Origin of the sequence: Paraburkholderia sp. BR13444 (assembly GCF_040948755.1) — a bacterium.
Lineage (GTDB): Bacteria > Pseudomonadota > Gammaproteobacteria > Burkholderiales > Burkholderiaceae > Paraburkholderia > Paraburkholderia youngii.
The window spans coordinates 769,034-790,748 of the sequence record NZ_JBFPKM010000002.1 but is presented as its reverse complement, the minus strand read 5'-3'; the positions used below and the strand labels follow the sequence as shown (position 1 = coordinate 790,748).

The 21,715-nt window shown below is 66.2% G+C and carries 21 protein-coding genes; 10 read left to right on the top strand and 11 right to left on the bottom strand.

The features are described 5' to 3' along the window. Positions 1 to 22: 22 nt before the first annotated feature. Both AB3X95_RS08025 and moaC read right to left on the bottom strand, forming a co-directional pair. Positions 23 to 373, bottom strand: a complete 351-nt coding sequence (locus tag AB3X95_RS08025) for a nucleotide pyrophosphohydrolase (protein WP_176110255.1) — start codon at positions 371 to 373, stop codon at positions 23 to 25. Between the two features lie 31 nt (positions 374 to 404). After that, positions 405 to 884, bottom strand: a complete 480-nt coding sequence (gene moaC / locus AB3X95_RS08020) for a cyclic pyranopterin monophosphate synthase MoaC (protein ID WP_176121772.1) — start codon at positions 882 to 884, stop codon at positions 405 to 407. A 187-nt stretch (positions 885 to 1,071) separates the two neighbouring features. On the opposite strand from moaC, the gene AB3X95_RS08015 reads away from it, so the two are divergent. After that, the gene (locus AB3X95_RS08015; RefSeq protein ID WP_368621045.1) at positions 1,072 to 2,805 is read left to right on the top strand and encodes a M48 family metalloprotease; all 1,734 of its coding nucleotides are present in this window, start codon (positions 1,072 to 1,074) and stop codon (positions 2,803 to 2,805) included. A gap of 31 nt (positions 2,806 to 2,836) precedes the next feature. Here AB3X95_RS08015 and AB3X95_RS08010 read toward each other — a convergent pair whose 3' ends face one another. From AB3X95_RS08010 to AB3X95_RS07985, 6 genes are all read right to left on the bottom strand, one after another. Further along, positions 2,837 to 3,415, bottom strand: a complete 579-nt coding sequence (locus AB3X95_RS08010; RefSeq protein WP_176121770.1) for a DUF2946 family protein — start codon at positions 3,413 to 3,415, stop codon at positions 2,837 to 2,839. Further along, positions 3,408 to 4,460, bottom strand: coding sequence for a hydrolase (locus AB3X95_RS08005; RefSeq protein WP_176121769.1), 1,053 nt, complete (start codon positions 4,458 to 4,460; stop codon positions 3,408 to 3,410). The genes AB3X95_RS08010 and AB3X95_RS08005 overlap by 8 nt, the downstream gene beginning before the upstream one ends. A gap of 52 nt (positions 4,461 to 4,512) precedes the next feature. Next, entirely contained in the window at positions 4,513 to 4,959 is a 447-nt protein-coding gene (locus tag AB3X95_RS08000; RefSeq protein ID WP_176121768.1) for a nuclear transport factor 2 family protein, read from the bottom strand. A gap of 167 nt (positions 4,960 to 5,126) precedes the next feature. Next, on the bottom strand, positions 5,127 to 6,152 hold the full coding sequence (waaF, locus tag AB3X95_RS07995) for a lipopolysaccharide heptosyltransferase II (RefSeq protein WP_368621044.1): 1,026 nt from the start codon (positions 6,150 to 6,152) through the stop codon (positions 5,127 to 5,129). Positions 6,153 to 6,352: 200 nt separating this feature from the next. Next, the gene (locus tag AB3X95_RS07990) at positions 6,353 to 6,547 is read right to left on the bottom strand and encodes a zinc-finger domain-containing protein (RefSeq protein WP_013090430.1); all 195 of its coding nucleotides are present in this window, start codon (positions 6,545 to 6,547) and stop codon (positions 6,353 to 6,355) included. A 74-nt stretch (positions 6,548 to 6,621) separates the two neighbouring features. Beyond that, complete coding sequence (locus tag AB3X95_RS07985; protein WP_176105138.1) at positions 6,622 to 7,545, bottom strand: branched-chain amino acid transaminase; 924 nt, start codon at positions 7,543 to 7,545, stop codon at positions 6,622 to 6,624. 226 nt (positions 7,546 to 7,771) lie between these two features. Between AB3X95_RS07985 and AB3X95_RS07980 the strand changes: the two genes are divergently transcribed. The 9 genes from AB3X95_RS07980 (at position 7,772) to AB3X95_RS07940 (ending at position 17,413) form a co-directional block, all read left to right on the top strand. Then, the gene (locus AB3X95_RS07980; protein ID WP_176121766.1) at positions 7,772 to 8,527 is read left to right on the top strand and encodes an AzlC family ABC transporter permease; all 756 of its coding nucleotides are present in this window, start codon (positions 7,772 to 7,774) and stop codon (positions 8,525 to 8,527) included. Then, a complete protein-coding gene (locus tag AB3X95_RS07975) occupies positions 8,524 to 8,847 on the top strand; it encodes an AzlD domain-containing protein (RefSeq protein ID WP_176105140.1) in 324 nt (107 codons plus the stop codon). Before AB3X95_RS07980 ends, AB3X95_RS07975 begins: the two co-directional genes overlap by 4 nt. 279 nt (positions 8,848 to 9,126) lie before the next feature. After that, positions 9,127 to 10,320, top strand: a complete 1,194-nt coding sequence (locus AB3X95_RS07970) for a phosphoglycerate kinase (RefSeq protein WP_368621043.1) — start codon at positions 9,127 to 9,129, stop codon at positions 10,318 to 10,320. Between the two features lie 430 nt (positions 10,321 to 10,750). Then, entirely contained in the window at positions 10,751 to 12,187 is a 1,437-nt protein-coding gene (pyk, locus tag AB3X95_RS07965) for a pyruvate kinase (RefSeq protein WP_013090425.1), read from the top strand. Positions 12,188 to 12,375: 188 nt separating this feature from the next. Beyond that, positions 12,376 to 13,440 carry a class II fructose-bisphosphate aldolase gene (gene fba / locus AB3X95_RS07960; protein WP_184226434.1) on the top strand — a complete coding sequence of 355 codons (1,065 nt, stop codon included), beginning with the start codon at positions 12,376 to 12,378 and terminating at the stop codon, positions 13,438 to 13,440. Between the two features lie 145 nt (positions 13,441 to 13,585). Further along, positions 13,586 to 14,476 carry a phosphoribosylaminoimidazolesuccinocarboxamide synthase gene (locus AB3X95_RS07955; protein ID WP_013090424.1) on the top strand — a complete coding sequence of 297 codons (891 nt, stop codon included), beginning with the start codon at positions 13,586 to 13,588 and terminating at the stop codon, positions 14,474 to 14,476. 57 nt (positions 14,477 to 14,533) lie between these two features. Further along, positions 14,534 to 15,052, top strand: coding sequence for a 5-(carboxyamino)imidazole ribonucleotide mutase (gene purE / locus AB3X95_RS07950; RefSeq protein ID WP_013090423.1), 519 nt, complete (start codon positions 14,534 to 14,536; stop codon positions 15,050 to 15,052). A 104-nt stretch (positions 15,053 to 15,156) separates the two neighbouring features. Then, positions 15,157 to 16,353, top strand: coding sequence for a 5-(carboxyamino)imidazole ribonucleotide synthase (locus tag AB3X95_RS07945; protein WP_176121763.1), 1,197 nt, complete (start codon positions 15,157 to 15,159; stop codon positions 16,351 to 16,353). 10 nt (positions 16,354 to 16,363) lie between these two features. Next, positions 16,364 to 17,413, top strand: a complete 1,050-nt coding sequence (locus AB3X95_RS07940; protein ID WP_368621042.1) for an L-threonylcarbamoyladenylate synthase — start codon at positions 16,364 to 16,366, stop codon at positions 17,411 to 17,413. A 106-nt stretch (positions 17,414 to 17,519) separates the two neighbouring features. Here AB3X95_RS07940 and AB3X95_RS07935 read toward each other — a convergent pair whose 3' ends face one another. The 3 genes from AB3X95_RS07935 to dacB all read right to left on the bottom strand — a co-directional run bounded on the left by AB3X95_RS07935 (position 17,520) and on the right by dacB (position 21,672). Continuing rightward, positions 17,520 to 18,740, bottom strand: coding sequence for an SGNH/GDSL hydrolase family protein (locus AB3X95_RS07935; protein WP_368621041.1), 1,221 nt, complete (start codon positions 18,738 to 18,740; stop codon positions 17,520 to 17,522). Positions 18,741 to 18,835: 95 nt separating this feature from the next. Next, a complete protein-coding gene (locus tag AB3X95_RS07930) occupies positions 18,836 to 19,843 on the bottom strand; it encodes a sterol desaturase family protein (protein WP_368621040.1) in 1,008 nt (335 codons plus the stop codon). 188 nt (positions 19,844 to 20,031) lie between these two features. Further along, complete coding sequence (gene dacB, locus AB3X95_RS07925) at positions 20,032 to 21,672, bottom strand: D-alanyl-D-alanine carboxypeptidase/D-alanyl-D-alanine-endopeptidase (RefSeq protein ID WP_368621039.1); 1,641 nt, start codon at positions 21,670 to 21,672, stop codon at positions 20,032 to 20,034. Positions 21,673 to 21,715 lie beyond the last annotated feature (43 nt).

Here is a 21,715-nt window from a genome sequence, read left to right as displayed (position 1 = left end):
GCAGGCCTCCGCGCCTCGAAGTTCAAAGCTCTGAATACTTCGCGGCGGTGCCTTTCGCCTTGTCGACGGGGTAGCGCGCTTCGTTCAGCTGCAGTTTTTCCGCTGCCGCGTCGACGAGATCGAAGCCCGCGGTATGGGCCACCAGCAGCAGGTACATGAAGACGTCGGCGCACTCGTGCCGGAGGTTCGTCGATTGCTCGGGATCGCTGAGCAGCGTGTCGATCTGCGCGTCGGACTTCCATTGAATCGTCTCCAGAAGCTCGCCGGCCTCGATGCCGGTGGAGACGATCAGGTTGCGCAGCGTATGAAACTGCCGCCAGTCGCGCGCGTCGCGAAACGCCAGTAGCTGCTTGAGCAGTTCGTCGATGGTCATATTGCTACCCGGATAGTTGTCGATCCGCGCTTCAAGCTTGCGCGACCCAATCCCCCGATTTCCCCCCATGCTTTTCCATCACCTTCACATCGGTGATGGTCATGCCGCGATCCACCGCCTTGCACATGTCGTACACGGTCAGCAGCCCGACCTGCACGGCGGTGAGCGCTTCCATTTCCACGCCCGTGCGTCCAAACGTCTCGACCTGGACCGTGCAATGCACGCCGGGCATCTGCTCGTCGAGTTCGAAGTCGGCCTTCACGCGTGTCAGCGCGAGCGGATGGCACAGCGGAATCAGATCGGCGGTGCGCTTCGAGGCCTGGATCGCCGCGATCCGCGCGACGCCGATCACGTCGCCCTTTTTGGCGTTGCCGTCGCGGATCAGCGCGAGCGTGTCGGGCAGCATGCGGATCGAGCCACGCGCAATCGCGATGCGCCTCGTCTCCTGCTTGCCGCCGACATCCACCATATGCGCGTCACCAGACGCATCGAAATGAGTGAGTTCAGGCATGGTTGACTCCTTCAGAGGGCGCCTATCATAGCAGTGCGGCGTGGCCCCGAATCGTCGTGGCGACTGGTTACACTTGCGCTATGCCGTACCCTGCGTTTTGCCTCGTACGCGTCCTTCGACGCCCTTGCCCGCTATCTTAGTCCGGGCCACGGGCGACGTTTTTCGACTTCGTCAGACCGGCTTCGCGATGCATTCAAAACGATTCCTCGCTGCGTTGCTATCCGTCGCCCTCGCAATGCCGCCCGGCGCGTTCGCGCAATCGACCGGCGGGGTGGCCATCACGCCGGGAACCTCATCGTCCGAGGCGCCGCTCGTCAGCGGCCCGAGCGATGAGCATGCCGAGTCGATCCTGCCGCCCGACATCGTGCGCGGCGTGTTCGGCACCTACGGCGGCGCGCAGAGCCGTTTTTCCAATGGCGGCGCTAGCGGCAGCAATGGCGGCAAAACCGGCAGCAACGACTGGCGCGCGCCGATCGTCGCGCAGCAATTGCCCGATCTCGGCAGCGGCGGCGCCGGTTCGCTGACTCCACAGGCCGAACGCAAGCTCGGCGAGCGCGTGATGCGCGACATACGCCGCGACCCCGACTATCTCGACGACTGGCTCGTGCGCGACTACCTGAATTCGGTTGCCGCCAAGCTCGCGGCCGCGGCCAGCGCGCTGTACATCGGCGGTTATCGTCCGGATTTCGAACTTTTCGCGGCGCGCGACGCACAGATCAACGCGTTTTCGCTGCCGGGCGGTTTCATCGGCGTGAACACGGGGTTGATCGTGGCGACGCAGACCGAGTCCGAACTCGCGGCGGTGCTGGGTCACGAGATGGGGCACGTGCTGCAGCGGCATATCTCGCGGATGATCTCGAACGGCGAGCGCGGCGGCTACGCGGCGCTCGTCGGCGTGCTGTTCGGCGTGCTGGCAGGCGTACTCGCGCATAGCGGCGACCTCGGCAGTGCGATCGCGCTCGGCAGCGAGGCGTATGCGGTCGACAGCCAGTTGCGCTTCTCGCGATCGGCCGAGCAGGAGGCGGACCGCGTCGGCTTTCTGCTGCTCGCCGGCGCCGGCTACGATCCCTACGCGATGCCGACGTTCTTCCACCGGCTCGACCGCGCGGCGATGAACGAAAACGGCATTCCGGCCTACGCGCGCACGCATCCGCTGACCGGCGAGCGGATCGCCGACATGGAGGACCGCGCGCGCCGCGCGCCATACCGGCAGCCGCATCAAGACTCCGAGTACGGCTTCGTGCGGGCGCGCGCGGGTCTGTTGCAGGGCCATTCGCGCAGCGAATACGCGGATGAGATTTCGCGTTTGCGTTCGGAAATCGAGGACCGGACCGCGCTGAACGTCGCGGCGAACTGGTACGGCATCGCGTACGGGCAGATGCTGCTCGAGCGCTACGACGACGCGGCCGCCTCGCTCGCGAACGCGCGCGCGACCTTCGTCTCGGGCGCGCGTGCGGAAGGCGAGCCCGAGCGCGATTCGCCGAGTCTCGACGTGCTCGCGACCGACATCGCGCGGAGTGCCGGTCACGCCGACGAAGCCGCGCGTCTCGCCGAGTTAGCGCAGAAGCGCTGGCCGCAGTCGAACGCGGCGATCGACATGCATATCCGCACGCTGCTGACGCTGCACCGTTTCACCGACGCCCAGGCGCTCGCGAAAAACGAAACCCGGGCGCACCCCGATCAACCCGCGTGGTGGCTGTATCTCGCGCAGGCGAGTGCGGGCAGTGGCGATGCATTGACGCAGCATCGCGCGATGGCGGAGAAGTTCGCGCTGGAGGGTGCGTGGCCGTCGGCGATCCGGCAGTTGAAGGACGCGCGCGACCTGAAGACGATCGGCTATTACGACCTCGCGACCGTCGACGCGCGTCTGCACGAGATGGAGAACCGCTACAAGGAGGAGCGGCTCGACGAGAAGGGGTAGGATGGACGCAGGCGCACGCCGGGCGCGTGCGTCAGACCTGCGCCGCCGCCGGGCTCGCGACGAAGCCGAAGCGCGCGGCCACCTGATCGCGTCGCACGCCTTGCAGCGGCAGTGAGAGTTGAGCGCTCCAGTGGAATGCGCCGCTCAATGAGCCATCGTCGGCGAGCGTCGCGTGATCGGAGAAGATCTCCAGGTCGTGATCGTGCAGCGCCGCGATGCGTGCCGGCTGCGAGCGATCGGCGAACAGAATGCCGCCGTCTTCATCGACGAACACCGCCGCCGGCTCGAACGCGCCGCCGCCCTGGTCGTGCAGCGCGAGCGTGCCATCCGCGCGCGCGGACAATCTGACCACCCACGGCGTGTAAGCGAGCTCGACATAAACCCGCTGCGGCCCGTTCTGGAAATACCACTGCCCGCGCTCATCGGCCTCATAGTTCCGGTTGATGAAGCCCAGCAGCGCCTCGTGCCGGATCGGCACGCCGTGCGCGCCGCTCGCCTGGGCCGCTTCGTCGCGCATGCGCCAGTTGCCGCGCCGGTCGAGCATCAACCAGCCCGTGCAACTCGGCACGTTCGGCCATTTGGCGAGCGACTGTTTGACGATGTCATCCATGATCGACGTGTCGCTCCAGATAGCCGAACACGCGCCGCGACAGCCAGTCGATGCGGCCCGGGAACGGCCCGGTCATGAAACCCGCGTGGCCGCCGTGCTCAGGCTGATAAAGCTCGACCGCCGCCGACACCTCGTGTCGCGACGGCAGCGCTTCGGCCGGCAGAAACGGGTCATTGCGCGCGTTGAGCACCAGCGTCGGCACTTGAATGAGCGGCAGCAGCGGGCGGGTGGTTGCGGTGCTCCAGTAGTCGTCGGTATTGCGAAAGCCGTGCAGCGGCGCGGTCACGACGTTGTCGAACTCGTACATCGTACGGCTCGCGAGCATCGCGTCGCGATCGAACAGGCCCGGGAACTGCTCGAGCTTCTGATTGGCCTTGTGCTTCAGCGTCTTCAGGAAGCTGCGCGTGTAGACGAGGCCGAAGCCCTGCGATAGCGCGCGGCCGCCCGCATGGACGTCGATCGGTGTCGAAATCGCGGCGGCGGCGGCTACCACCTGCGCCGCATCGTCTTGCCGCTCGCCGAGCCAGCGCAGCAGCACGTTGCCGCCGAGCGACACGCCCGCCGCGACCACCGGCCCTCGATGCGCGGCGCGCAGGCGGCGCAGGATCCAGTCGACCTCGTTGCTGTCGGCCAGATGGTAGAAGCGCGGCAGCCGGTTCAGCGGGCCGCTGCAGCTGCGAAAGTGCGGCACCACGCCGTGCCAGCCGTATTCGCGCGCGGCGGCCATCAGCGCGACCGCGTAGTGCGAAGACGAACTGCCTTCGAGGCCGTGGAACAGCACGAAGAGCGGGGCGGTATCGGTGAGCGGTGTATCGTGTGCGACCCAGTCGAGATCGATGAAATCGCCGTCCGGCGTGTCCCAGCGCTCGCGCCGAAACGACACGGCGGGGCGGCGCGCGAACAGCGACGGGACGATCGTCTGCGCATGCCGGTTGGGCAGCCAGAGCGGCGCGCGGTACAGCAGCTCGACGGTCGCCTCGACGGCGGCCGCCACCTTGGCGGGGGTCGTACCGGAGGAAGCGGGTTTATGTGGCGTCGAACTCATACCGGCGGAAAAGCGAAAAAACGTGAATCTGAATCTGTCGTGGTGCCGCGTGTCAGTGCAGCGGGCCCTGGCCATGCCGCATCTTGGTCGCGAACTGGCTGGCGGCCTCGTTCGGCATCGGGCTCGCGTGAATATGCGCAATGCGCCATTCGCCGCGCTCGTGGACCATCACGTAGGTGGTGAAGACCATCGCGGGCGTGGCGGTCGGATCGGCCGGACGATGCGCTTCGGCAATCGCATAGACGACGGTGCCGAGGCTGTCGTAGACGCGGATGTCGAGCGGCTCGATCGACACCGGCAGCGCTTCGAGCTGAGTCTGCAGGCCATTGCGGATGTTCTCGAGACCGTGCAGATGCGAACCGTCCGCGCAGATGCAGCTGACGAACTCCTCGTCGATCCACAAACCCATCAAGCTGTCGATATTGACCTCGGCGACGGCCTGATAGTAGGCGTTCAGGGTATCGGCGGCGGCTTCGAAGATATGGGCAAAACGTGGCATGGCTCGTCAGTCTCTAGTGCGCGGCGCGCGGTTGCGGGTCAGCGGTAGCGGGACGGTCCAGAGCGCCGGACCATCGCCCCCCGGCGTCAGCTTGCCCGCGCCGCAAGGCGCGAACATGACGCGACGCGCTCGGGGGCGTGCGGTGTTGCGTGCAAGTACCAGTCGGCTCAGCGCTGCGCGAGCAGCATGCCGCGCAAATCGCCGAAAACCTGCTCGGCGCTCAAGTGCTTCAGGCAGTTCAGATGACCGAGCGGGCACTCGCGCTCAAAACAGGGGCTGCATTCGAGATGAAGCCATTGTACCTTCGCGAGCTCGGACAAGGGCGGGGTGTGGCGCGGATCGGTCGAACCGAAAACGGCCACGAGCGGGCGGCGCAGCGCGGCGGCGACGTGCATCAGGCCGGAGTCGTTGGTGACCACCGCGTTGGCCCGCGCGATCAGCGCGCAGGCCTCGCCGAGCGCGGTCTGGCCGCACAGGTTGCGCACGTTCGGCGCTTTTTCGGCGATCGCCTGCGCGAGCGGCGCGTCTTTCGGCGAACCGAGCGCGACGATCTGCGTGTACGGGAACGACTGGCCGACCATCTGCGCGAGCGCGGCGAAGTGCTCGGGCGGCCAGCGCTTGGCGGGACCGTACTCGGCGCCGGGGCAGAACACCAGCAGCGGCACGCGGGTATCGAGATTGAAGCGCGCCGACACGCGCGACGCCTCGTTCAGATCCGTGTCGAGACGCGGCATCGGCAGATCTTCGGGGACCTTGGCACCGGGCGCGTAGGCGAGGGCGGCGTAGTGGCCGACCATCGGCGGCCGCGCGTCCTTGCGCGGATTCGCGTGACGCACGTTCAGCATGCCGTAGCGACTCTCGCCGGTGTAGCCGATGCGCAGCGGAATGCCCGCCAGCCACGGAATCAGCGCCGACTTGAACGAGTTCGGCAGCACGTAGGCCGCGTCGTAGCCGACGTCGCGCAGATCGCTCGACAGCTGCCAGCGGCGCAGCATCTGCAGCTTGCCGTGAGCGAGATCGGTCGCGTAGACGTCGCGGATTTCCGGCATGCGTTCGAGCACGGGGGCGACCCAACTGGGCGCGACCGCGTCGATGACGATGCGCGGATGCAATTTCACGAGGCGCGCAAACAGCGGCTGCGCCATCAATGCGTCACCGATCCAGTTCGGTGCGATAACCAACGCGCGACGCATCAGAGTGGGTGTCCGGTGTCGATAACAAGCGCCGCGCGCGATGCGCGTGGCACTCGGATGGGTAAAAGGGGAAAGCGGAAAGCCGCGCGGCGCGAGGGCCTCGCGGGTCGTGCGATCGAGCCTGCGGCGCGGCGAGTGCGCGATCGGAAAGTCGCGCCTCGCGCCGCTGAAGCCGGCTCAGGACCGCTCGATGCGGGGGATCAATGACCCTTGATCACTTCGCCGTCGCGCAGCTTGTAGCGCGTGCTGCAATACGGGCAACGCGCTTCGCCGTGCGACACGTCGATGAACACGCGCGGATGCGCGCTCCAGCGCGGCATGGCCGGGTTCGGACAATATGCCGGCAGATCTTTTGCCGTCAGTTCGACCAGCGGCATTTCCTTGATTTCGCTCATGACACTTTCTCGTTGTATGCGGGGTGCTTGCAGTGCGCCGCCGATGGGCGGCGCGGCACATCTCGAAACGTCGCTCAGATTTTCGTGAGCCAGTGCGCGTACTTCTCGCTCTTGCCGTTCACGACGTCGAAGAAGGCGGACTGCAGCTTTTCGGTGATCGGGCCGCGCACGCCGGCGCCGATCTTGCGATTGTCGAGTTCGCGGATCGGCGTGACTTCGGCTGCCGTGCCGGTGAAGAACGCTTCGTCGCAGGTATAGACTTCGTCGCGCGTGATGCGTTTTTCGATCACCTGGATGCCCATGTCGCGCGCGAGCGTGATCACGGTGTCGCGCGTGATGCCGTCGAGGCACGACGACAGGTCAGGCGTGTACAGCTTGCCGTTGTTGACGAGGAAGAAGTTCTCCCCCGAGCCTTCCGACACGTAGCCGTCGACGTCGAGCAGCAGCGCTTCGTCGTAGCCGTCGGCGATCGCTTCCTGGTTCGCGAGGATCGAGTTCACGTACCAGCCCGACGCCTTCGCGCGCACCATCGACACGTTCACGTGATGGCGCGTAAACGACGACGTCTTCACGCGAATACCCTTGGTGATGCCGTCTTCGCCGAGGTAGGCGCCCCACGGCCACGCGGCGATCGCGACGTGAATCGTGTTGCCCTTGGCCGACACGCCGAGCTTTTCCGAGCCGACCCAGATGATCGGGCGCAGATAGCACGTCTCGAGCTTGTTCTCGCGGACCACTTCGCGCTGCGCGGCGGCGAGCGTTTCATGGTCGAACGGCACGTCCATCTGGAAGATCTTCGCCGAGTTCAGCAGGCGCTTGGTGTGCTCCTGCAGGCGGAAAATCGCGGTGGCGCCGTCGGCCGTCTTGTAAGCGCGCACACCCTCGAACACGCCCATGCCGTAGTGCAGCGTGTGGGTGAGCACGTGGATTTTGGCATCGCGCCAGTCGATGAGCTTGCCATCCATCCAGATCTTGCCGTCGCGGTCGGCCATTGACATACGGTTCTCCAGCAGGTGCGTTATGAGGTGCGGCCATGAGCGCAGGACATAGCCGGGAGCGCTATTTTAGCGTCTTTTGCACACACAACGGGCATTTGGGCGCACCCCGGACGCTATAATCCAGCGCACGCATAAATCAACTCCGGATGCGCCAGCGGGTGGTCTCGCAAGCTGGCGCCGGCCCGGCCTTCTTGACGGCGTTCCCTGCGCCCGCAATCTTCGCCCGATGCTCGCTCGACTGTCCGACACCGATCGCCGCGCTTTTCGTGAAGGCGCGCGCGCCTATGCCCCCACGCTGATGGCAATTTTTTCCTGGGGCCTCGTGACGGGCATCGCGATGAGCAAGTCCGTGCTGACGCTGCCGCAGGCGCTCACGATGTCCCTGCTGTGCTACGCCGGTTCGTCGCAGCTGGCGGTGCTGCCGCTCCTCGCGGCGAAGCTGCCGGTGTGGACCGTGCTGCTGACCGCGGCGATGGTCAACACCCGCTTCGTGATCTTCAGCGTCGGCCTCGCGCCGCACTTCTCGTATCTGCCGATGTGGCGGCGCATCGTGCTCGGCTATTTCAACGGCGACGTGATCTATCTGCTCTTCGTCAAGAAGAGCTTTCCGACCGGCTACGTGCCGGGCAAGGAGGCGTACTTCTGGGGCATGGCAGTATCGAGCTGGCTGTCGTGGCAGGTGTCGTCGATCGTCGGCATCCTGCTCGCGAGCCTGATTCCGGACAACTGGGGGCTCGCGCTTGCCGGTACGCTCGCGCTGTTGCCCATCATGGTGTCGGCGGTCGCGACGCGCTCCACGTTGGCCGCGGTCAGCGTGGCCGCCATCGTGGCGCTGCTCGCGCTCGATCTGCCGTATCGGCTCGCGCTGCCGTTCGCGGTGATCGCGGCGATCGTCGCCGGCAGCGCAGCCGACCTGATGATCGAGCGCGCCGACCTGCGCCGCATCCGCGGCGTGAACGATCGCGCCGGAGATTCCCGATGACCTCAACGCAAATCTGGCTCGCCATCTTCGGCATGACCTTCGTCACCGCGCTCACGCGCGCGATGTTCCTGATCGGCGGCGAGCGCACGGTACTGCCGGCGCGCGTGCAGAAGATGCTGCGCTACGCGCCGGCCGCCGCGCTCGCCGCCGTGGTGGTGCCCGACGTGTTGACGACACCCGACGGACTGTCGTTGGCGGCTTCCAATCATGAGCTTTACGCGACCCTCGCCGGCCTCGGCTGGTTTTTGTGGCGCCGCACCATGCTCGGCACGATCGTGACCGGAATGGTCGTGTTCACGCTGATGCGCGTCTTCCTGTGATGGTCCGGCTCCAAGTGTGGAGATGATGCCGCGCCGCGCGGCAGCGACGGCCTCGCGGTCAAATACGCGAGATTCGCCGCGTCGCGGTCAGATGGCCGTTGGGATCAGTTAAAATGCCCTCTTCCGGGTTGAGCGCGCCCCCGCAAGGCGCCTGGTGCCGCGGCCGGCCGCCGGCGCCCGATCCCGCGGAGCCGTTGGGCCGAAGCGCCGGAGTTCGCCGCGTCTCGTCCCCGCGCGCTGTCCGCCACCGCCTTCTCATCAACTCGCATACTCAAGCCCATGAACAAGGTATTGCGTCTCTCTGACCTGATCGCCGAAGGCAAGCTGTCCGGCAAACGCGTGTTCATCCGCGCCGATCTGAACGTGCCGCAGGACGATCAAGGCAACATCACCGAAGACACCCGCATCCGCGCTTCCGTGCCGGCTATCAAGGCCGCGCTCGACGCCGGCGCCGCCGTGATGGTCACCTCGCACCTGGGTCGCCCGACCGAAGGCGACTTCAAGCCGGAAGACTCGCTCGCGCCGGTGGCGAAGCGTCTCGCCGAGCTGCTAGGCCGCGACGTGCCGCTCGTCGCGAACTGGGTCGAAAACGGCGTGAACGTCACGCCGGGCTCGGTCGTGCTGCTCGAAAACTGCCGCGTGAACAAGGGCGAAAAGAAAGATTCCGACGAGCTCGCGCAGAAAATGGCCAAGCTCTGCGATATCTACGTGAACGACGCGTTCGGCACCGCGCACCGCGCCGAAGCGACCACGCATGGCATCGCGAAATATGCGCCGGTCGCCTGCGCGGGTCCGCTGCTCGCCGCTGAGCTCGAAGCGCTCGGCGAGGCGCTCGGCGCACCGAAGCGTCCGCTTGTGGCGATCGTCGCGGGTTCGAAGGTGTCGACCAAGCTGACCATCCTGAAGTCGCTCGCTGAGAAGGTCGACCAGCTGATCGTCGGCGGCGGCATCGCCAATACGTTCATGCTCGCGGCCGGCCTGAAGATCGGCAAGTCGCTCGCCGAAGCCGATCTCGTCGCCGAAGCGAAGGCGATCATCGACGCGGCCAAGGCCCGCGGCGCCTCGGTGCCGATTCCGACCGACGTGGTCACGGCCAAGGAGTTCTCGCCGACCGCGAAGGCCGAAGTGAAGGCCGTCGCCGATGTGCAGGACGACGACATGATTCTCGACATCGGCCCGGAAACGGCCAAGGTGCTCGCCGCACAGCTCGAGAAGGCCGGCACGATCGTGTGGAACGGCCCGGTCGGCGTGTTCGAGTTCGACCAGTTCGGCAACGGCACGAAGACGCTCGCGGACGCGATCGCGCGCTCGGCTGCGTTCTCGATCGCAGGCGGCGGCGACACGCTCGCGGCGATCGCCAAGTACGGCATCCACGATCAGGTCAGCTACATTTCGACGGGCGGCGGCGCGTTCCTCGAGTTCCTCGAGGGCAAGAAGCTGCCGGCGGTCGAAGTTCTGGAATCGCGGGCTTAACGTGGCGACGCGCTCCCCGGCGGCGAAGTCGACCAAGGCGCGTGGCGCGAAAGCGCCGCGCGGTAGCGCGACAACACCGGCACGGGAGCGCGCGACACGCGCGGCCGCTGCGTCGGCGACGGCCGGACAGGACGTGGCGGCCGAGGCGCTGATAGCGCCCGCGGCCGCCAACGTGCAGCAACTGCCAACTTCTTCACAAGCCGAATCTGGTCAACACGATTCGGCCCAGCCGGAACAGCCTTCCGGCAAGCAGGACAGCAAATCTCCGGCGCGCGAGGCGCCGGTCCCGAACACCGCATCACCCGCCTCACTCCACAAAGCGACACCGGCCCCAACCGGCGCGCGACCCCACGTAGCATCGTTCGATGCGCGAACTCCGCAGCAGCCCCGCAGCGCTCTTTCCAGCGATCCTATCCAGACGAGGAGACTCATGCATCGCGCCACCAAGATTGTCGCTACTGTCGGTCCGGCTTCCAGCACGCCGGAAATCCTGCTGCAAATGATTCAGGCAGGATTGGACGTGGTGCGGCTCAATTTCTCACACGGCACCGCCGACGACCATCGCCAGCGCGCCGAATACGTTCGCGAGGCGGCCCGTCAGGCGGGCCGCGAAGTCGCCATCATGGCCGACCTGCAAGGCCCGAAGATTCGCGTCGGCAAATTCGAGAACGGCCGCACGACGCTCGTCACCGGCAATCCTTTCATCCTCGATGCGGAATGCGAGCTCGGCAACGACGAGCGCGTCGGCCTCGACTACAAGGACCTGCCGCGCGACCTGAAGCCGGGCGACGTGCTGCTGCTCAACGACGGCCTGATCGTGCTCAACGTGCAGCGCGTGATCGGCCAGGAGATCCACACGATCGTGAAGATCGGCGGTGAGCTGTCGAACAACAAGGGCATCAACCGCCAGGGCGGCGGCCTGTCGGCGCCCGCGCTGACCGCGAAGGACATGGAGGACATCCGCACGGCGATGTCGCTCGGCGTCGATTTCATCGCGGTGTCGTTCCCGAAGAACGCGACCGACATGGAAATGGCCCGCCAGCTCGCGAACATCGCCGGCGCGCCGTACGGCATCAAGCCGAAGATGATCGCGAAGATCGAGCGCGCCGAAGCGATTCCGGCGCTGCAAGGCATTCTCGACGCTTCGGACGGCATCATGGTCGCGCGTGGCGACCTGGCCGTGGAAGTCGGCAATGCCGCCGTGCCGGCGCTGCAAAAGCGCATGATCCGCATGGCGCGCGAGTCGAACAAGTTCGTGATCACCGCGACGCAGATGATGGAGTCGATGATCCACGCGCCGGTGCCGACCCGCGCGGAAGTGTCGGACGTCGCCAATGCGGTGCTCGACGGCACCGACGCGGTGATGCTGTCGGCGGAATCGGCGGCGGGCAAGTACCCGGTACAGACCATCGAGACCATGGCCGCGATCTGCGTCGAAGCGGAAAAGTCCGAGCAGTCGGAGCTCGACAAGGATTTCCTCGACCGCACGTTCACGCGGATCGACCAGTCGATCGCGATGGGTGCCCTCTTCACCGCCTATCATCTCGGCGCCAAGGCGATCGTTGCGCTCACCGAATCGGGCTCGACCGCGCTGTGGATGTCGCGCCACTGGACCCACGTGCCGATCTTCGCGCTGACGCCGCGCGTCGGCAGCGAACGCGCGATGGCGCTATACCGCAACGTGACCTCGCTGCATCTGGACACCAACACCGACCGCGACACGGCGCTGCAGCAGGCGCTCGAAACGGTGGTCGGCAAGGGCTACGCGTCGCACGGCGATATGGTCGTGCTGACGGTCGGTGAGCCGATGGGGCAGGCGGGCGGCACAAATACGTTGAAGATCGTGCGGGTCGGTGAACCGTACTGATCAGGGCAGGACTGCTCGATCGGCACGGGCTCGATTGAGCGAAGCAGGCCGGCGAAACCCGCACGGTCCATGTGCGACGGCGCACCAAAGCGCCGGTGTCGCCGCGGGAACGCCGCGTGCTTCGCGATAAAATCGCCGCAAAAGATGCCGACGGCAAAAGAATTCGTTTCAATCCAAGGAGTTTAAGCATGCCTCTCGTATCAATGCGTCAACTGCTGGACCATGCCGCGGAAAACGGCTATGGCCTTCCGGCATTCAACGTGAACAACCTGGAGCAGGTGCAGGCGATCATGGCCGCGGCCGACAAGGTCAACGCCCCGGTCATCATGCAGGCGTCGGCTGGCGCGCGTAAGTACGCGGGCGAGCCGTTCCTGCGTCATCTGATCGAAGCGGCGGTCGAGTCGTATCCGCACATTCCGGTCGTGATGCACCAGGATCACGGTCAGTCGCCGGCAGTGTGTATGGCGGCGATCCGCAGCGGTTTCACCAGCGTGATGATGGACGGTTCGCTCGAAGCCGACGGCAAGACGGTCGCATCGTACGAGTACAACGTCGAAGTGTCGCGCAAGGTCGTCGAAGCGGCGCACTCGATCGGCGTCACCGTCGAGGCGGAGCTGGGCGTGCTCGGTTCGCTCGAAACGATGAAGGGCGACAAGGAAGATGGCCACGGCGCCGAAGGTACGATGACGCGCGAGCAGCTGCTGACCGATCCGGAGCAGGCCGCCGACTTCGTCAAGCTGACCCAGTGCGACGCGCTGGCCATCGCGATCGGCACCTCGCACGGCGCCTACAAGTTCAGCAAGAAGCCGACGGGAGACATCCTGTCGATTCAGCGCATCAAGGAAATCCATCAGCGCATTCCGAACACGCACCTCGTGATGCACGGCTCGTCGTCGGTGCCGCAGGAGCTGCTCGCGGAAATCCGCGAATTCGGCGGCGACATGAAGGAAACCTACGGCGTGCCGGTCGAGGAAATCCAGGAAGGTATCCGTCACGGCGTGCGCAAGGTCAACATCGACACCGACCTTCGTCTGGCGATCACGGGCGCGATCCGCCGCTACATGGCGACCAACCCGGGCAAGTTCGATCCGCGCGATTACCTGAAGCCGGCGCGCGAAGCGGCGATGAAGATCTGTATCGACCGTTACACGCAATTCGGCTGTGAAGGCCAGGCTGGCAAGATCAAGCCGGTTTCGCTTGATAAAATTGCGGAGAAGTACAAGTCGGGCGAGCTCGCGCAAGTCGTCCGCTAAGCTTTAGTTTTGGCTCCGCGCCTGGCCGCGCGCTTAGCCGTTTGGCCAGGTTGTCGTCCGATCGCCGTTCCCGCATCATCGGGGGAACGGCGTTTCCCATTTGTTCCGGTCACATTTTTTGCCCCACTTTTAGCGAACCTCGACGATGTCTACCCTTTACGAATCCACGCTCCGCTCTCTGCCGCTGCTCGGCCGCGGCAAAGTCCGCGACAACTATGCGGTGGGCAACGACCAGTTGCTGATCGTCACGACCGACCGACTGTCGGCGTTCGACGTGATCATGGGCGAGCCGATTCCGAACAAGGGCCGCGTGCTTAACGCGATGGCGAACTTCTGGTTCGAGAAACTGCAGCACGTGGTGCCGAATCACCTGACGGGCGTCGCGCCCGAGTCGGTGGTCGCGCCGGACGAAGTCGAGCAGGTCAAGGGGCGCGCGGTGGTCGTCAAGCGTCTCGAGCCGATCCTCGTCGAAGCGGTGGTGCGCGGCTATCTGGCCGGCAGCGGCTGGAAAGATTACCAGGCCACCGGGTCGGTCTGCGGCGTGCAACTGCCGGCGGGCCTGCAAAACGCGCAGAAGCTGCCCGAGCCGATCTTCACGCCGGCTGCCAAGGCCGAGATGGGCCACCACGACGAAAACATCACCTACGACGAGATGGAGCGCCGCATCGGCACAGAGCTGTCGGCGACGATTCGCGACATCTCGATCCGCCTGTACAAGGAAGCCGCTGATTACGCGGCGACGCGCGGCATCATCATCGCGGACACGAAGTTCGAATTCGGTCTCGATAACCACGGCAAGCTGTACCTGATGGATGAGGCGCTCACGGCCGATTCGTCGCGCTTCTGGCCGGCCGACCAGTACCAGGTCGGCACCAACCCGCCGTCGTTCGACAAGCAGTTCGTGCGCGATTGGCTCGAAACCCAGCCGTGGAAGAAAGAGCCGCCGGCGCCGAAGCTGCCGGACGATGTGGTCGCAAAGACGGGCGAGAAGTACCAGGAAGCGCTCGAGCGCCTGACCGGGCACAAGCTCGACTAATCTGATTGCGCGCGCCGTGTCAGGCGCGCATCGCCCGGAAACAAGGAAGCCGTAAAGATGAGTGAAGCACAAACCGCCCATAAGCATGACGCGCCGGTCGTCGGCGTATTGATGGGCTCCAGTTCCGACTGGGAAGTGATGAAAAACGCCGTCGCGATTCTGCAGGAATTCGGCGTGCCGTACGAAGCGAAGGTCGTGTCCGCGCACCGCATGCCGGACGAAATGTTCGCCTATGCTGAAAGCGCGCGCGAGCGCGGCATTCGCGCAATCATCGCGGGCGCGGGCGGCGCGGCGCACCTGCCCGGCATGCTGGCCGCGAAAACCACGGTGCCGGTGCTCGGCGTACCGGTCGCGAGCAAGTATCTGAAGGGCGTCGATTCGCTGCATTCGATCGTGCAGATGCCCAAGGGCGTGCCGGTCGCGACGTTTGCGATCGGCGAAGCGGGCGCCGCGAACGCGGCGCTGTTCGCGGTGTCGCTGCTGTCCGGCACCAGCGCCGAATACGCGGACAAGCTCGCTGCATTCCGCGTGCGCCAGAACGAAGCGGCGCACGCGATGGTATTGCCGGCGCTGTAAGCGCGCCGGTTGTTTGATAAGACGTCCCCTGTCCGACCCCCGGCCGGGTGCCCGCCGCTCGGTATGCGAGCGCGACGCGTATCCGGCTGCGACCGACCACCAAGATGAACCCTGACAACACACCGGTTTCACCGATTCTGCCCGGCGCATGGCTTGGCATGGTCGGTGGCGGCCAGCTCGGCCGCATGTTCTGTTTTGCCGCCCAGGCGATGGGCTATCGCGTTGCCGTCCTCGATCCGGACGAAACCAGCCCGGCGGGCGCGGTCGCAGACCGCCACCTGCGCGCGGCCTACGACGACGAAGCGGCGCTGACCGAACTCGCGCGGCTGTGCGCGGCGGTGTCGACCGAATTCGAGAACGTGCCGGCCGCGAGCCTCGACTTTCTCGGCAAGACCACCTTCGTGAGCCCGGCGGGGCGTTGCGTCGCCGTCGCGCAAGACCGGATCGCCGAGAAGCGCTTTATCGCGTCGTCGGGCGTGACGGTCGCGCCGCACGTCGTGATCGAGTCGTCGGATGCGCTTGCGGGGCTGGGCGATGCCGCGCTCGAAGCGGTGCTGCCCGGTATTCTGAAAACGGCGCGCATGGGCTACGACGGCAAGGGTCAGATTCGCGTGCGTAACGCCGAGGAAGTGCGCGAGGCGCATGCGTCGCTCGGCGGCGTGCCGTGCGTGCTCGAGAAGCGCCTGCCGCTGAAGTTCGAAGTGTCGGCGCTGATCGCGCGCACGGCGAGCGGGGCGTCGGTCGTCTATCCGCTTGCGCAGAACACCCATCGCGACGGCGTGCTGTCGCACACCATCGTTCCCGCGCCGGATGCATCGCCCGCGCTGGTGCAGCAGGCTCAACAGGCCGCGCTGCGGATCGCCGAGACACTCGGCTATGTCGGCGTGCTGTGCGTCGAGTTTTTCATTCTCGAAGACGGCTCGCTGGTCGCCAACGAAATGGCGCCGCGTCCGCACAACTCCGGCCACTACACGGTCGACGCGTGCGCGACGAGCCAGTTCGAGCAGCAGGTGCGCGCGATGACCAGCATGCCGCTCGGCGACACGCGCCAGCATTCGCCGGCGGTGATGCTGAACATCCTCGGCGACGTGTGGTTCCCGGACGGTCCGAAGCGCGCGGCGGTCACGCCGCCGTGGCAGGAAGTCGCCGCGATGCCGGCCGCGCGCCTGCATCTGTACGGTAAGGAAGAGGCGCGTTGCGGCCGCAAGATGGGTCACGTGAACTTCACCGCGTCGACGCTCGAAGAAGCCCGCACCGCGGCGCGCGATTGCGCGCGGCTGCTGCACATTGCTACCAGCTGAAGCGCGCGCCATGCCGGATCAACAGAAACCCGCCGAGGACGCTACCAACGCGTTGCCGGTCAGCGCCGCGCAGATCGAGCACGCGGCGGCCTTGCTCGACGCGGGTGGGCTGGTCGCGTTTCCGACCGAGACCGTGTACGGCCTCGGCGGCGATGCCGAGAACCCGGACGCGGTCGCGCGCATTTACGCGGCGAAGGGACGGCCGGCCAATCATCCGGTGATCGTGCATCTCGCGCCGCATGGCGATCCGAACTACTGGGTCGAGTATTTGCCGGCCGATGCGCAGCGCCTGATCGACGCGTTCTGGCCGGGGCCGCTCACGCTGATCCTCAAGCGCGCCGCGCGGATTCCCGCGGCGGTCAGCGGCGGGCAGGATTCGGTGGGACTGCGCTGCCCGTCGCATCCGGTAGCGCAGGCCTTGCTCGAAGCGTTCAGCGCGTTGCGCGGCGGCCATGGCGGCGTCGCCGCGCCGTCGGCGAACCGCTTCGGACATGTGAGCCCGACCACCGCGCAGCATGTGCGCGACGAGTTCGGCAGCACGATTCATGTGCTCGATGGCGGCGCGTCGGATGTCGGCATCGAGTCGACGATTCTGGATCTGTCGCGCGGCTTTCCGGCGCTGCTGAGGCCCGGTCGCGTGACGCCGCGGGATATCGCCGACGTGCTTGGCGAGGCGCCGCGTCTGCCCGACGGGTCGGATGCGACCGCGCCGCGCGCGTCGGGCACGTTGAAAGCGCATTACGCGCCGCAGACGCCGCTCGCGCTGCTGCCGTTTAGCGAACTCGAGCCGCTGCTCGCGGTGCGCGCGCCGGGCGAGCGCGTCGCGCTGGTCGCGCGCGCGTCGCGTGCGGGACAGTGGGCCGATGCCGACGGCGTGCATTTCGTCGCGGCGCCGGAAGACCCGCACGTCTATGCGCGCGAACTCTACGGCTTGCTGCGCGCGCTCGATCGCGCGAACGTCACGCGGATTCTGATCGAGAAGCTGCCCGACACGATCGAATGGATCGCGGTCAACGATCGGCTCGGGCGCGCGGCGGCGGCATTCGAAGCGCAGCGCTGAGGTGTTCGGCTAGCTGCGCGGCGTAGCGTGGCTGCCGGAAATAGACAAAGGCCCGGCTCGTTCAACGAGCCGGGCCTTTTGCTGTCCAGGCAAGCTTGACGCCGTGTTACTTGCCAAGCCCGCTAGCAGCGATCTGCTTCTCGACCTGCTGCGCGATCAGCGAGCCCATATGCGTGGTCGGATGCACGAGGTCGGCGAAGATGTAGGTCTGGTCCGCGCCGGCCACCGTGTAGGTTTCCGGCGAACAGAACAGCGACGACGCTAGCGAGTTGCCGAAAGCCGCCGCCGTCTGGCCGGATGCGAGCACGCTCGGGTTCTTCGTCGCGTACGCGGTCGCCGCCGCAGCCATCGACGTCAGGTTACACGCGGTGCCCGTATTCGACACGGTGAAGCCGAGCGCCTGGTAGTTGGCCAACGTCTGGTCCAGCAACGCGAACGAGTCCAGGTAAATCACCTGCGAGGTCGACGCGAGCCCTTGTTTCAGCACGCCGTTGTAGGTCTGAATCAGTGCGTTGATGAGTGCCTGGCCTGATGTGCCCGCGGCGAGACCTTGCGGCGTCTGCGCGATGTCCGGCACGTTTGACACCACCACATGCGTCGCGCCCGCGGCGACGATCTTTTGCACCGTGGCGACGAACGTGGTCGCCGCGGTCTGGATCGCCAGCAACTCGGTCTGCGTGGCCGTAGCCGACGCGGTGGCGGCCGCCGCCTGTGCGGCGGCCGCGCTGCCGCCGGCCTGGAGCACCGCCGTGGCCGCTGCCGTGCCGGCAGCCGAGACCGTTTGCACCGCGACGAAGATGTCGTTCGCGCCGCCGTTGATCAGCACGAGCTGGTTCGAATTGAAGCTGTTGTTGTGCGCAGACAGATACTCGCTGACCTGTGTCGTGACCGGCACCGTAGTCGCGGCCATGTTGTTCGGCGCGAAGCCGACGCCCGGCTGCAGATCGACACGCGAGCCGCCTTGCGCATAACCGAGACCGCCCGCCGCGGTGAGCGGGTTGCCGAAGCCGCCGACGTACGCGGGGGTGAGCGTGCCGCCATAGTACTCGGCGACCTTCTGCGTCCAGATTTCGCCCGGATTCGTCGTGAAGCGGCCGCCGCCCGTGCCGACGTTCGCCTGAACCGCCGCCTGGTAGGTGCCGACATCCGACAGGCTGTCGCCGAACGACACGACCTGCAGCGAGACGCCCCCCGGCGGCGTGTTGCTGCTCGAACTATTGTTGTCGCCGCCACCGCCGCACGCTGCGAGCGCTGCGAACGCTGCGCTCGCCACGGCGATCTGGGTGACGCGCAACCATTGCTGTTTCTTCGAAGCGGTTTTATTCATGTTGACTACATCTCCTCGTATGTGTGGCCCTTGATGCCATGTGTTGCAGGCGGCGTCCACCGCGTTGGCGGCGTGACGACAGCTTACAGAATCTTCTACGGCGTGCGCGATGTCCGCAGCGCGGCCATATGGTTTGGGTTCAAGCCGGGTAGTTCGGCGGTGGCTTTGCTCATGGTGTCGTTCCTACCCGCATGCGGATGCGCGTTCGATCCGGCGTGGAGGCCGCTGGCGCCGCCAGGCATCACCGCGCGCTGCGCATGATAAGCGGCGGCCCAGGCGGGCGGTGCGAACAGCGCGCGCCACTTGTTGCGCCAGCCGCGCACGCTTGCGAAGTCCGCGGCCATCGACGCCCATTCGTGGAACGTCGCTTTCAGCGGGTTGTACGTGTAAAGCGGCTCGACGATGCCGTATTGCGGCGTCTCGTGCGGATCTTCGTCGACGTAGCTGCCGAACAGGCGATCCCAGATCACCAGCACACCTGCGTAATTGCGATCGATGTAGCGATCGTTGCGCGCATGATGCACACGATGGATCGACGGCGTGTTGAACACGTACTCGAGCCAGCCGAGCTTGCCGATCACCTGCGTATGCACGAAGAACTGGAAGCCGAGATTGATCAGCACGATCGCGACGATCTGCTCAGGGGCAAAGCCGAGGAATGCGAGCGGCATCCAGAACACCCACATGCCGGCGATCGGGTACATCAGGCTCTGGCGGAACGCGGTCGAAAAATTCATCCGCTCCGACGAGTGATGCACGACGTGTGCGGCCCACAGCCAGCGAACCCGATGACTGCAGCGATGAAACACGTAATAGAGCAGGTCCTGCGCGACGAACAGCACGACGAACGACAGCCACGTCGCCGGCCATGTATGAATGCGGTAGTGCTCGTAGAAGAACGCGTAGACAGGGATGATCGCGAGCCACGCGAGTTTGTCGGCGGCCTGCTGCAGCAGCGCGAGCGCGGCGTTGCACAGCGTGTCGCGCCAGCTGTAGAGCCGCTCGGCCGGGCGCGTGCGGCTCACGTGCCACGCCTCCCAGCCGATGCAGGCAAGAAAGACGGGCGCCATGGCGAGCAGCAGCAATTCGGCATCGAATTGCATCGTGTCTCCCTTCCTGGTCCCTGACCGCCGCGCGGTACGCGGCGGGTGGTGTCGTTATCGTTGGTGAAGGTCGCGCGGTCCGACGACCGGCGCCCTGCGCTGCAAGCGCGTGGTGCCGCGCACCGCATGATGCCCGACAGCGTACACGGTTAGAAGCTTGCCGCGCGCGGCATCGCTAGAAGGAATACTCAGTGGCCGCCGCGCTTGCGCGGGTTTTTCCTGGGCTTCTCGCGCACTTCCTCGATGGGCGCGGCGACCTTCGTGAAGCCCTGCGACGGGCCTTCGTACACCCATTCGAGCAGCGCGTCGTGTGCGGCGCGCGCCGCTTCGGAATGCGGATCGTTGATCAGGCTGACGACGATGTAGCTGTTGCCGTCGGCCGATGCGACGTAGCCCGCGATCGCGCGCACGTCGCGCAGCGTGCCGGTCTTGATGTGAGCGTTGCCGCCCGCGCCCTGGCTGGTCAGGCGGTTGCGCATCGTGCCGTCGACACCGGCGATCGGCAGCGAATCGACGAACACCTGCGCGACCGGGCTCGCGTTCGCGCGCTGCAGCACATCGGCGAGCGCGAGCGCGGTGATGTGCTCGTCGCGCGACAGGCCCGAGCCATTGTCGAGCGACAGGTATTCGGTGTTCAGGCTGTCGCGGGTCAGGAAAGCTTCGACCGCGCGCGCGGCTTTCGCGGGCGTGGCGGGCGCTCTTTCCTCGGCGGCGCCGATGGTCAAGAACAGGTTGCGCGCCATCGTGTTGTTGCTGAACTTGTTGATGTCGCGAACGATGTCCGACAGCATCGGCCCCTCGTGCGTCGCGACGAGCTTCGCGCCAGCGGGCACCGCGCCTTCGCGGGTCGTGCCCGCGAAAGTGCCGCCAGTTTGCTGCCACAGCGCGAGGAAGCCGCGCGAGAAGAACGTCGAGTGATCGAGCACGGCGACGTTGATCGTGCGCGAATCGCAACGCACCGGCAGGTCGCCGATGAACGACGCAACGAGCGTGCCGTCAGGCTGTGGCGTGACGGTCGGCGTCGGCAGCTCGCCGCGGCATGGGCCGTTCGTCGCGCGCAACTGGTTGTCGATGCGCAACTGAGCGAGCGCGGGCAGCACGTCGATCGCCACCGTGCCGTCCGGCGATGGCGTCAGCGTGAACGACAGCGATTTGAACGCGTACAGCAGCGGATCGGGGCCGACGTTGTACGGTGCGTTCACGTCGTCGTCGAACGCGGGCAGGTCGCGGGTCGACGGATCGAAGTAGCGCTTGTCGAGCACTAGCGCGCCGTCGATGCCGTTGATGCCCGCCTTGTGAATCTTCTGCACGAGGTCGATCAGTTCTTCGGGCACGAGCTTGGGGTCGCCGGTGCCCTGGATGTACAGATTGCCGTGCAGCACGCCGTTCGCGTCGAGCGGGCCGTCCGCGTACGCGCTGGTGCGCCAGCGGTAGCCGGGGCCGAGGATCGACAGGCCTGCATAGGTGGTGACGAGCTTCATCGTCGAGGCGGGCATCATCGGCTTGCCGGCGTTCAGCGCGAGGATCGGCGTGCGATCGCCGACCTTTTCGACGACCACGCTGATCGACGACAACGGCACGTGCGCGCGGTGCAGACCGACCATCACCGGTTGCGGCAGTACCGTCGTGACGTTGACGCTCGGATGTGTGGCCTTGATGCGTGCCTGCGCGGCCAGCGGCAGCAGCGCGCCCGCGCCGAGCGTGGCGGCGCAGAGCCAGACGGCGGCGCGCGTCGCGAAGCGGTTAGGCATGAAGACTGCGCGATGGAGCATACGGCGCGAGCGCAGCGCCATACGGCGTGCGATGGAAGACAGAAAAGCGTGCGTCATGAACGGGTGAACGGGCAAACGGACGAGCGGGATTTCAAGGTGT

Excerpts from the sequence above, each read along its gene's own strand:
- AB3X95_RS08025 (WP_176110255.1), bottom strand. The coding sequence starts at position 373 with ATGACCATCGACGAACTGCTCAAGCAGCTACTGGCGTTTCGCGACGCG.
- moaC (WP_176121772.1), bottom strand. The coding sequence starts at position 884 with ATGCCTGAACTCACTCATTTCGATGCGTCTGGTGACGCGCATATGGTG.
- AB3X95_RS08015 (WP_368621045.1), top strand. The coding sequence starts at position 1,072 with ATGCATTCAAAACGATTCCTCGCTGCGTTGCTATCCGTCGCCCTCGCA.
- AB3X95_RS08010 (WP_176121770.1), bottom strand. The coding sequence starts at position 3,415 with ATGGATGACATCGTCAAACAGTCGCTCGCCAAATGGCCGAACGTGCCG.
- AB3X95_RS08005 (WP_176121769.1), bottom strand. The coding sequence starts at position 4,460 with ATGAGTTCGACGCCACATAAACCCGCTTCCTCCGGTACGACCCCCGCC.
- AB3X95_RS08000 (WP_176121768.1), bottom strand. The coding sequence starts at position 4,959 with ATGCCACGTTTTGCCCATATCTTCGAAGCCGCCGCCGATACCCTGAAC.
- waaF (WP_368621044.1), bottom strand. The coding sequence starts at position 6,152 with ATGCGTCGCGCGTTGGTTATCGCACCGAACTGGATCGGTGACGCATTG.
- AB3X95_RS07990 (WP_013090430.1), bottom strand. The coding sequence starts at position 6,547 with ATGAGCGAAATCAAGGAAATGCCGCTGGTCGAACTGACGGCAAAAGAT.
- AB3X95_RS07985 (WP_176105138.1), bottom strand. The coding sequence starts at position 7,545 with ATGTCAATGGCCGACCGCGACGGCAAGATCTGGATGGATGGCAAGCTC.
- AB3X95_RS07980 (WP_176121766.1), top strand. The coding sequence starts at position 7,772 with ATGCTCGCTCGACTGTCCGACACCGATCGCCGCGCTTTTCGTGAAGGC.
- AB3X95_RS07975 (WP_176105140.1), top strand. The coding sequence starts at position 8,524 with ATGACCTCAACGCAAATCTGGCTCGCCATCTTCGGCATGACCTTCGTC.
- AB3X95_RS07970 (WP_368621043.1), top strand. The coding sequence starts at position 9,127 with ATGAACAAGGTATTGCGTCTCTCTGACCTGATCGCCGAAGGCAAGCTG.
- pyk (WP_013090425.1), top strand. The coding sequence starts at position 10,751 with ATGCATCGCGCCACCAAGATTGTCGCTACTGTCGGTCCGGCTTCCAGC.
- fba (WP_184226434.1), top strand. The coding sequence starts at position 12,376 with ATGCCTCTCGTATCAATGCGTCAACTGCTGGACCATGCCGCGGAAAAC.
- AB3X95_RS07955 (WP_013090424.1), top strand. The coding sequence starts at position 13,586 with ATGTCTACCCTTTACGAATCCACGCTCCGCTCTCTGCCGCTGCTCGGC.
- purE (WP_013090423.1), top strand. The coding sequence starts at position 14,534 with ATGAGTGAAGCACAAACCGCCCATAAGCATGACGCGCCGGTCGTCGGC.
- AB3X95_RS07945 (WP_176121763.1), top strand. The coding sequence starts at position 15,157 with ATGAACCCTGACAACACACCGGTTTCACCGATTCTGCCCGGCGCATGG.
- AB3X95_RS07940 (WP_368621042.1), top strand. The coding sequence starts at position 16,364 with ATGCCGGATCAACAGAAACCCGCCGAGGACGCTACCAACGCGTTGCCG.
- AB3X95_RS07935 (WP_368621041.1), bottom strand. The coding sequence starts at position 18,740 with ATGAATAAAACCGCTTCGAAGAAACAGCAATGGTTGCGCGTCACCCAG.
- AB3X95_RS07930 (WP_368621040.1), bottom strand. The coding sequence starts at position 19,843 with ATGCAATTCGATGCCGAATTGCTGCTGCTCGCCATGGCGCCCGTCTTT.
- dacB (WP_368621039.1), bottom strand. The coding sequence starts at position 21,672 with ATGACGCACGCTTTTCTGTCTTCCATCGCACGCCGTATGGCGCTGCGC.